This is a genomic window from Streptomyces sp. NPDC093225, from assembly GCF_044753805.1.
In the GTDB taxonomy this organism is placed as follows: domain Bacteria; phylum Actinomycetota; class Actinomycetes; order Streptomycetales; family Streptomycetaceae; genus Streptomyces.
Genome location: NZ_JBIVNX010000003.1, coordinates 20,096 through 27,779 on the forward strand (window position 1 = coordinate 20,096; position 7,684 = coordinate 27,779).

Below are 7,684 nucleotides of genomic sequence, written 5' to 3' on the forward strand. Positions count from 1 at the left end.
GTGAGTGATTCCAAGCGCCGCGCCATGATCCTTCCGGTCAACTCAGCAGTACGTGACCGACTTTGGCCACGACTTATGCCCTACCACAGGAAAAATAGGGACGAGTTGCCGCCCCGGAGGGTCTCCGCGCGGCCGGATCCCACCCCTGACGCACCTTCAGCAGCTGTGCGGAGCGCGCCCTTTCGGCTACGGAACGTGGTGGACGGTGCGCGGACACGACGAAGGCCCGGATCCCATGGATCCGGGCCTTCGTCTTCAGTAGCGGGGACAGGATTTGAACCTGCGACCTCTGGGTTATGAGCCCAGCGAGCTACCGAGCTGCTCCACCCCGCGTCGGTGACACCAGCTTACGCCATCCGAGCGGGTGCTCGGCACCACCTCCGCGGGGCGGCCCGCCGCGGCGGCCGCGGAGCCCGGTCCGACCCGGGCCCCGCGGCCGCCGGAAGGGCCGTCAGACCTGCGCCCAGCCGCGCAGCGCCGGGTGCCGCAGCACCTGGTCCACCACCGCCCGGGCCGCGGCCGCCCCGCCCGGCCCCGGCGGGACCGCCGGGGGCGCCGGGGTCGCCGGGGGCGTGAGGCTCAGGGTCGCCCAGCCGGCCGCGCACTCCCGCAGGGTGGCGCGCCACCCTGCGGGCAGCAGCGCGATCAGCCGTACGGCGGCCGTCTCGGCGGCGGCCCCGGCCGGGGCCAGGTCGGTGACCTCGATGCGCACCAGGGTGCTCGTCCCGTACGCGCCGGGCGCCGGAGCGGTCATCGTCCGGCGGCCACGGGCAGGCCGAGCGCGTCCAGGAAGGGCAGCGCGGGCCGGTCCGCACCCGCCAGCGCGCCCAGCACGGCCAGCACGCCGGCGGCACCGGTGGCCAGGTCCGCCGACAGCCGCAGCGAGTGCTCGCCGAGGAACGCCAGCCGGCCGTCGTGCGGTACGGCGTGCCAGCCCAGGCCCGCGAACTGCGCCCGCAGGGTGTCCCGGGCGGCGGTGCTGCCGTCGAAGGTGTGCAGCAGCGCCGCCATGGCGCCGGCCCGGCCGGTGTAGAGGCCGATGCCGGGGTGGTAGTCCGTGGTCAGGTCGGTGCGCATCGCCTCGTAGACCGCGGTGAGCTCCGGGTCCTGCCGGTGCCGCAGCAGCTCGTGCAGGGCGATGACCTGGCCGGCGCTGCCGCAGGCGATGTGCGGCCCGCGCCAGGGCGCCTGCTCCAGCACCTCGGGCCCGCCGGGCAGCCGGCCCGACTCGGTGAGGTCGTGGCGCAGGATGCGGGCGGCCGCCTCGACCAGCCGCTCGTCCGCGACCGGTCCGCCCGCCTCCCGGGCCAGCTGGTCGTGCACCCGCAGCAGGAACAGCGCCTGGCCGGCGCCCCCGTAGAGCAGGCCCGGCAGGTGCCGCTTGGCCTTGCGGTCGGCGGCGGCCTCCGGGTCGGCCACGGGCAGGTCCGCGGCACCCATCAGGATCCGCTCGGCCAGGGTGACCGCCAGGATCCGGGCGTCCTCGGCGCGTCCCAGGGCGAGCAGCGCCAGGCCCAGTCCGGCCGTACCGGAGTTGAGGCCGTCCCCGGCCTCGTCGCAGGGCAGCGCGGCCGCGCGGTCCATGAACTCCGCGGCCTCGGCGTGGCGGCCGAGCCCGGCCAGCACGCAGGCGATGCCCGAGAGCCCGTCGTACAGGCCCGGGCGCGGGTCCTCCAGTTCGCGGGCGGCGGTGACCAGCCAGTCCACGTGCTCCTCGGGCACCGGCAGGCCCGCGTTGTGCAGGGCCCACAGCACGCCCGCGGCACCGTGCGCCACCGCGACCCCGCCACCGGGGTGCGCGAACTGCTCGATGTCGCCGGGGAAGAGCCGGTCGGTGCGCTCGGGGGTGGCGGTGGCCAGGATGCCCTCGCCCACCCGCTCGGCCAGGGCGGCCAGCCCCTCCGCCTCGACCAGCGCGTCGGGCGCGGCCGCGGGCAGGCTCCACAGCGGCCGGACCACGTCCGCCGCCCCGGGCAGTTCCAGCTCGGCGCCGAGGGCGAGCTCCGCGCGCACCCGGTCGCCGAAGTCCGACGGCACCGGGAAGCGCTCCTGGACCAGCTCGATCAGCTGCTCGGACTTCTCCGGGTCCCAGGGCATGAGGGTGGTCAGCGGCAGGAACACGCTCAGCCGCAGGCAGCCCAGGGCGAACCGGTCGACGGCGGTGCCGGTGGTGCCGGCCGGTGCGCAGTAGCCGGGGGCGCCCATGGCCTGGCCGCTGTGGCCCTCGGCCGGGCGGGTGGTCTCCAGGTCGATGAAGGCCACGCTGCCGTCGGGGCGGATGAGGACGTTGTTGGGGTGCAGGTCGCCGAAGACCAGGCCGCGCTCGTGCATCGTGGTCACGGCGGCCTCGACGCGGTCGAGGACGTCCAGCGCCCAGGCGGTGTACGCGGCCGGGTCGAGGGTCTCGCTCTGGTCGGTCGCGGAGTGCACGACCGGGTTGAGGCGGACCATCTCGCCACCGAGCTGCTTGCCGTCGACGTACTCGCGGGTGAGGAACCAGTGCTGGCTGCCCTGGCGGTAGTCGAGCACCTTGGGGAAGGCGTCCAGGCCCTCCAGGGCGATCATCGCGTCGTGCTCGCGCTGCAGGCGGGTCACCGCGTCGGCGCCGAGCTGGTCCAGGCCCGCGTGCGGGCGGCCCTCCTTGACCAGGACCTCGGCGTCGGTGCGGGTGTCGACCGCGCGGTAGACGCCGCCGCCGTTGGAGAAGTGCAGGGCCTGGGTGATCTTGAAGGGGAACGCGCCGAGGCCGCCGCCGCTGTTGCGCTCGGCCAGCGCCTCCCGGACCACCGGCGGCAGCTCCACCCAGGCCGGCGGCTTGAAGGAGGGGCCGCGCACGTCGGGCACCAGGCGGCCCTCGGGGTCCTCGATGCAGTGCACGGTCTCGCCGTTCGGCTGCCGGGACAGGCGCGCGGCGAAGCCGCCGTAGCGGACGTACAGCGGGCCGGCCTTCCAGCGCAGGTCGCTGAGGATGTACGGGCCGTCGTTGCCCTCGAGCAGGGCGCCGAGCTCCCGCAGGACGGTCTCCAGGTGGGCGTCGTCGCGCGGGTAGAGGGTGATGAACTTGCCGCTGCTGCCCCGGTCGCCGTACTTGCTGTTGCGCAGCATCAGCATGGTGGGGCTGGTCAGGAACTTGAACATCATCGGGTGCGCGAAGCAGTAGTCGCGGACGACGTCCAGGACCCCGTCGGCGGACTCCAGCGTGGCCGAGACGTGGACCTTCCAGCCCTGCAGGGGCAGGTCGGCCTCGGGCGGGGCGAGGCAGGTCCACTCGCCGAGCGCGGTACGGGTCCAGCCCGCCGGGAGCTCGGCGCCGGCGAGCGGGTACTCCTCGCCGCCGGCCGGCCCGGCGGTGGGCTTGTCGAAGTAGACGGTTCCGGGCGGGCAGTAGGCGATGTGACGCAGACTCATGGCGGTCTCCAGGCTCCGGTCGGATGGGACGGGTGGGGCGCGCCGCGGCGGCTGGGGAGCCGGCCGGATGACCGGCCGGCAGCCCGGCCGACGCGACGTCGAAGGCGCAGGCCCGGGGCTGGGCCGTGTCGTCCGAAAGACACGGCCTGACGCCCCTACGGGAGGACCGGCGTCAGGTAGGTGACGGCCAGCCACTTCCACAGCGGGTGGGACCCGGCGTCCACCTCGGCGACGCCCGACTTCTCGGCGGGCACGGCGGCCACGCTCAGCGGGTAGCCGCGCACCGGCAGCAGGTCGGATCCGCCGGACACCGGGACCAGCGCGGACAGCGGGGCCTTCTGCGGGGTGGAGGTCGAGGAGGTCAGGCGGCCGGTGGTCAGCGGCGGCCGGGACAGCAGGCCATTGCGGCGCAGCTGGACGTGGGCGCCCTCCTTGAGGAGGCGGCCGCCCGCGCCCTCCGGTACGACCAGGCTGACCGAGCCGTCGGCGGCGACGGTGTAGCCGGCCGAGACGGTGGCGGGCACGGTGATGCCGGTGGCGGCGGCCCCCAGGAGGGCGGCGGTGGCCATGCAGACGCCGAGGATCCGGTACGGGTTCGCGCCCGAGAGCTTCGCGGTGACGGCGAGCTTGTACCAGCCCTTGCCGACCCGGAAGAGCAGGTAGCCCAGGCCCAGGGCGAAGCACACGGCGCCCGTGACACCGAGCCGCTGGAGCATGCCGGACCACAGCGTGAGCGCCGTACCGACGAGGTAGAGCGGGAAGAGCATGCAGGCGAAGCCGTAGGCGACCGCCCAGGGCTTGTCGGGCAGTTCGCGGCGGTAGCGGCCGCCGAAGGCGAACTTCGACAGGGCGCACAGCGCGTCGGTCATGGCCTTCTCGCGCAGGTGCGAGATGTCCAGGTGGCTCATCAGGGCGATGTAGCCGTCGAGCTTGACGAGCGGGAGCAGGTTCACCGCGCAGGTGATGTACGTGGTGAGCGCGAAGACCAGCAGGGGCTCGCGCAGTCCGCTCCCGGAGCCGGTGAACAGCGCGGCGACGGCGGCGGCGCCGGCCGCGACGGCCTGGACGAACACGCCGGCCAGCGCGATCTGCACGCGGTGCTTGGCCTTGCCCAGCCGCCAGCCGTCCGAGACGTCGCAGAAGAACGCCGGGGACATGTAGAAGAGCATGAAGCCCATGCGGGTGGGGCGGCCGCCGTGGTGGGTGAGGACCGCGCCGTGCGCGAACTCGTGGACCGCGGTGGTGCCGATGACGCCGAACAGCACGGCGAGGTACGCGGACATCTCCATCGGCCGCGAGACCGCGTCGCCCAGCTGCGGGGCGCAGATCGCGAGGGCCAGCAGGCCGCCGAGGGCCACGGCGGTGGCGGCCGCGGAGACCGAGCGGTGGGCCAGCAGCCGGATCAGCGGGAGCATCCGCCGGAGGACCCGGTCCGGGCGCAGCACCGTGAACTGGATGGTGGCCGGCGGGACCAGCTTGATCCGGCGGACCTTGCGGGGCGGGGTGCCGTCGTCGAGCAGGCGGCTGTCGGCGAGCTGCCGGACGGCGGTGTCGATGTCGCCGGGGGTCCAGGGGTCGCCGAGGACGTCGGCGAGCTGCTCGTGGTCGCGGCTGCCGTCGAGGGCGCGGATCAGGCGGCCGAGGTCGGCGCCGACGCGGAAGTGCTGGGCCTCACCGCGCTGGACGACCCAGGGGGCGTCCGGCTCGGTGGGCTCGTGGACCTCGACGGACCCGGAGGTGCGGGGGAAGTCGAGGTCGGGCTCGGTGGCGGTCGGGGGCTTCTTGGGGAGGGTGAGTACGGGCATGGAGTCGGCACCTTCGGGCTTCAGATGATGTCGCGCGTGCGCACCAGGCGGTGCGCGGCGAACCAGGCGGCGGTGAGCCAGCCGGCGATGGCGGCGAAGGCCCAGGGCACGGGGAGCAGGTCGGGCTTGGCGTCGTGGTAGACGGCGCTCATCGCGATGGTGAGCAGGTACTTCGCCACGTCCGGGGCGAGGGCCTGGACGCCCGGGTCGACGACGAGGGTGAGGGTGATCAGCAGGGCGACCGCGGCGACCTGGTTGCGCAGCATCCAGCCGACCAGGGCGCCCCAGGGGGCGGCCAGCAGGGAGCAGGCGAACACCCCGGCGAGGATCAGGCCGGTCTCCCCGGTGAAGGCGGGCGAGTCGCCGTACGGCAGCCCGGCGGTGGCGCACGCGAGCGCGCCGAGGCCGGCGGCCAGTAGGCCGAAGACCGCCCCGGCGGCGGTGGCGACCGCGACCTTGGCGGTCAGGAGCCGGGTGCGGGACCCGGCGAGGAGGACGGAGCGGCCGATCGTGCCGTGGCCGTACTCGCGGGAGACGAGGATCGCCCCGGAGAGGGAGGCGAAGAGGAACATCATCATCCAGGAGCGGGCGATGTCGTTCGTGACGTCCTGTGCGGACCCGCCGGCGAGGACGGCCTTGTGGCCCTCGGCCGCGAATCCGAACGTGGACAGCAGGCACAGGAAGGTTCCGGCGAGGGGGAGGATCCACCACTGGCGGCCGGTGACGGCCTTGCGGAGCTCCCCGCGGATGACGTTACGCACGGATCAGGTCCCTCTCGGGTGCGGCGGTCGCGGCCGTGGGGCGCGGGGCGCGGTCGGCGGCGTCGACCAGGTCGAAGAAGCGGTCCTCCAGGCGGTGCGCGCCGCCTTCGGTGAGCTCCGCGAGCGGACCGGCGTACCGCAGGGAGCGCTGGATGACGACGATGTCGTCGACGGTCTGCTCGACCTCGGCCAGCTGGTGGCTGGAGACGAGCACCGTGCGGCCCTCGGCGGCCAGCTCGCGCAGCGTGTCGCGCAGCCAGCGGATGCCGTCCGGGTCGAGGCCGTTGGCCGGCTCGTCGAGGATCAGGACCTCGGGGTCGGCGAGCAGGGCGGTGGCCAGGGCCAGGCGCTGCTTCATGCCGGTGGAGCAGCCGGAGACCGGTCGGTCCTCCGCACCGGCCAGGCCGGTGAAGCCGATGACCTCGTCGGCGCGGCGCCGGGGCAGGCCCAGGTACGCGGCCCAGGTGAGGAGTTCGCCGCGGACGGTGGCGCCGACGACGGGGCCGATGGCGTCCATGGCGACGCCGACGCGGTGGGCGGCCCGGGGCAGGGCGCCGTACGGGCTGCCGAGGACGGTGGCGCTTCCCGAGGTCGGGCGGGCCAGGCCCAGCAGCATGCGGATGGTGGTGGTCTTCCCGGCGCCGTTGCGGCCGAGGAGTCCGGTGACGCGGCCCGCCCGGATGTCGACGGTGATGTCGTCGACGGCGGTGACGTCCTTGAACTTCTTGGTGAGTCCGGTGAGGGAGATCGCCGGGGTGGTGCTCATCACGGCTCCTTGACGGGTGTGGGTGCCGAGGCCGGGCCCCGGCCGGGAGGTCCCGGCCGGGGGCCCCGGCTCACTCGACTGCGGTGGTCTGCGCGGACGGGCCGGGCGGACCTGCCGCGGGTGCGGACGCGCCGATCAGGTGATGATCACCGCGGCGGACACGGCGGCGGAGACGGCTCCGCCCGCGGAGATCCCGCCGATGGTGATCCAGCCCGGCGCCTCGAGGGCCTCGAGCTCCTGGAGGCCCAGCTCCAGGTCCTGCTCGGGGGCGGCGACGGCGGTCTCGGCCCGGTGGCCGACGTTCTTCTCGCTCATGTCGTCCGTCCTTTCTCGTGAGGTGGGTGTCCCGTGGTCGTGCTGCGGGAGGTGCCCCGCGGGTGGATCAGGTGACGATCGTGGCGGAGGCGATGCCGGCGGCGCTGATGGCCGTACCGGCGGAGAAGCCGGTCCAGAAACCGGGGGCCTCGAGGGCCTCCAGCTCCTGCAGACCCAGCTCCAGGCCCTCCTCCGGCTTGGAGGCGGCGATCTCGGTCTTGTTGTCGAACTGCTCGCTCATGACGGACTTCCTTCTGTGACGGGTGTCTTGGGTGGGTGTGGTGGTGCGTCGGGCCGGGCCGGCGGACGGGCGCGGGGCCCGTCGTCCGGGCTCAGGTGATGACGGCCGTGGCCGAGACGACGGCCGAGACGCTGGCGGCGGCGGAGAAGCCGGTCCAGAAGCCCGGGGCCTCCAGGGCCTCCAGCTCCTGCAGGCCCAGCTCGAGGCCGTCCGCGGGGTGCGAGGCCGTGACGGCCTCCGACTGCTGCGGGTGCGCGTGGTCGCTCATCGCGGGGCTCCTCGGGATCAGGTGACGATGGTGGCCGAGATGACGGCCGCGGAGGCGGCGGAGGCGACACCGGCGGAGAAGCCGCCGATCGTCACCCAGCCCGGGGCCTCGAGGGTCTCG

At 74.5% G+C, this 7,684-nt stretch carries 8 protein-coding genes and 1 tRNA gene; all 9 read right to left on the bottom strand.

Annotation, left to right across the window (positions count from 1 at the left end):
• Positions 1-259: 259 nt before the first annotated feature.
• Positions 260-333: transfer RNA gene (locus tag ACIQCH_RS04050), tRNA-Met, on the bottom strand.
• A 118-nt stretch (positions 334-451) separates the two neighbouring features.
• On the bottom strand, positions 452-754 hold the full coding sequence (locus tag ACIQCH_RS04055) for a hypothetical protein (protein ID WP_402577693.1): 303 nt from the start codon (positions 752-754) through the stop codon (positions 452-454).
• Entirely contained in the window at positions 751-3,408 is a 2,658-nt protein-coding gene (lanKC, locus tag ACIQCH_RS04060) for a class III lanthionine synthetase LanKC (RefSeq protein WP_402577695.1), read from the bottom strand. The genes ACIQCH_RS04055 and lanKC overlap by 4 nt, the downstream gene beginning before the upstream one ends.
• 155 nt (positions 3,409-3,563) lie before the next feature.
• Complete coding sequence (gene mpaP, locus ACIQCH_RS04065; RefSeq protein ID WP_402577697.1) at positions 3,564-5,213, bottom strand: daptide biosynthesis intramembrane metalloprotease; 1,650 nt, start codon at positions 5,211-5,213, stop codon at positions 3,564-3,566.
• A 20-nt stretch (positions 5,214-5,233) separates the two neighbouring features.
• Complete coding sequence (locus tag ACIQCH_RS04070) at positions 5,234-5,974, bottom strand: ABC transporter permease (protein ID WP_402577699.1); 741 nt, start codon at positions 5,972-5,974, stop codon at positions 5,234-5,236.
• Entirely contained in the window at positions 5,967-6,740 is a 774-nt protein-coding gene (locus ACIQCH_RS04075) for an ABC transporter ATP-binding protein (protein ID WP_402577701.1), read from the bottom strand. Before ACIQCH_RS04075 ends, ACIQCH_RS04070 begins: the two co-directional genes overlap by 8 nt.
• Before the next feature lie 135 nt (positions 6,741-6,875).
• The gene (locus tag ACIQCH_RS04080; RefSeq protein WP_030193711.1) at positions 6,876-7,055 is read right to left on the bottom strand and encodes a daptide-type RiPP; all 180 of its coding nucleotides are present in this window, start codon (positions 7,053-7,055) and stop codon (positions 6,876-6,878) included.
• A gap of 67 nt (positions 7,056-7,122) precedes the next feature.
• Positions 7,123-7,296 (bottom strand): daptide-type RiPP, encoded by a 174-nt coding sequence (locus ACIQCH_RS04085; RefSeq protein WP_402577703.1) that lies wholly within the window; start codon positions 7,294-7,296, stop codon positions 7,123-7,125.
• A gap of 91 nt (positions 7,297-7,387) precedes the next feature.
• Entirely contained in the window at positions 7,388-7,564 is a 177-nt protein-coding gene (locus tag ACIQCH_RS04090; RefSeq protein ID WP_402577705.1) for a daptide-type RiPP, read from the bottom strand.
• Between the last annotated feature and the right edge of the window lie 120 nt (positions 7,565-7,684).